We start from the raw sequence: 1151 nt of genomic DNA, 5'->3' as shown, positions 1-1151 counted from the left end.
GAAACTCAAACTTATATACATGAAACTGGGCATGCTCTAGGTTTACCTCATTTCTTTAAATGGGATGATTATAATACCCCTGATATTGAAGAGAATAGTTTCAAATATTCAGTGATGGCATATCGATATCCAAGAACAGAAGAAGCTGAATTGGATGGACTTTTTTCCTATGTCTCCACTATTAATCGATATCTATGTCATTCAAAAATTCTATGGTGTAAATGTAACAACTCGAACGGATGATACTATCTATGGCTTTGATTCTAATACGCAAAGAGAGCACTATAGCTTAACCTCACCCAATGATGTCATTATCAGTTGTATTTGGGATGCCGGTGGTATTGATACACTTAATTTTTATAAATATAGCGCAAAACAAAAAATAGATCTCAATGAAGGCACTTTTTTCTGATATTGGAGGATTACGAGGTAATCTCTCTATCGCATATGGCACCATCATTGAGAATGCTATTGGTGGTATCAATGATGACATTATTATTGGTAACGGTGTGGATAATCACCTTTATGGAAATCAAGGAAACGACATTATTTATGGTAATGGCAATGATATACTTCAAGGAGGGAAAGGCAATGATTGGCTTTATGGTGGTGAAGGTGATGACATCCTGTATGGTTCTGATGGAAATGATATTCTTTGGGATGACAATGGATGTAATCAACTTAGTGGTGGAAAAGGAAGAGATCTATTTATATTAGGTATTAATTACAATAATAGCCATTATAAAATTATTGGACTTCAATAAAAGTGAAGATTTTTTACTATTTGTTGATAATAATCATCGTATTTTTAACATTAATAAATTAATTAAAAATAAGAATGTTGTTATTTCTATTAATTTATCATGATATAGAAAACACTACCCAACTCTCCATTTCAGAAGAAATACCATCTACAAAGTCCATTCATACAATAGACCTTGTGGGTAATTTCACTTTTTGATGATATATTTAACGCTAATCTTTAAATTAAAAAATAATTTATGATATAACTTAGATTAATTAATTTTAAAATTTAGGTTATATCTTTCTTGATTAAAATAACAAAATAAAATAATAACAATAAAAAAAGATCCATCTCGAAAAAAATAACATAGTTTTTTATTTTGCTTAATAAAAATTATTTCTGACTT

Annotated in this window: 2 protein-coding genes; both read left to right on the top strand. The window is 29.3% G+C overall.

What is annotated here, in order from left to right:
* Positions 1-154 precede the first annotated feature (154 nt).
* Positions 155-412, top strand: coding sequence for a M10 family metallopeptidase C-terminal domain-containing protein (locus BHE89_RS17960; protein ID WP_128860695.1), 258 nt, complete (start codon positions 155-157; stop codon positions 410-412).
* On the top strand, positions 393-764 hold the full coding sequence (locus tag BHE89_RS17955) for a M10 family metallopeptidase C-terminal domain-containing protein (protein ID WP_128860694.1): 372 nt from the start codon (positions 393-395) through the stop codon (positions 762-764). The genes BHE89_RS17960 and BHE89_RS17955 overlap by 20 nt, the downstream gene beginning before the upstream one ends.
* Positions 765-1151: the final 387 nt, after the last annotated feature.

Origin of the sequence: Shigella sp. FC1967 (genome assembly GCF_001743005.1) — a bacterium.
Classification (GTDB): domain Bacteria; phylum Pseudomonadota; class Gammaproteobacteria; order Enterobacterales; family Enterobacteriaceae; genus Proteus.
Note: the sequence above shows the minus strand (reverse complement) of the source record. Positions and strands in the feature narration are given on the sequence as shown.

Excerpts from the sequence above, each read along its gene's own strand:
- BHE89_RS17960 (WP_128860695.1), top strand. The coding sequence starts at position 155 with ATGGACTTTTTTCCTATGTCTCCACTATTAATCGATATCTATGTCATT.
- BHE89_RS17955 (WP_128860694.1), top strand. The coding sequence starts at position 393 with ATGAAGGCACTTTTTTCTGATATTGGAGGATTACGAGGTAATCTCTCT.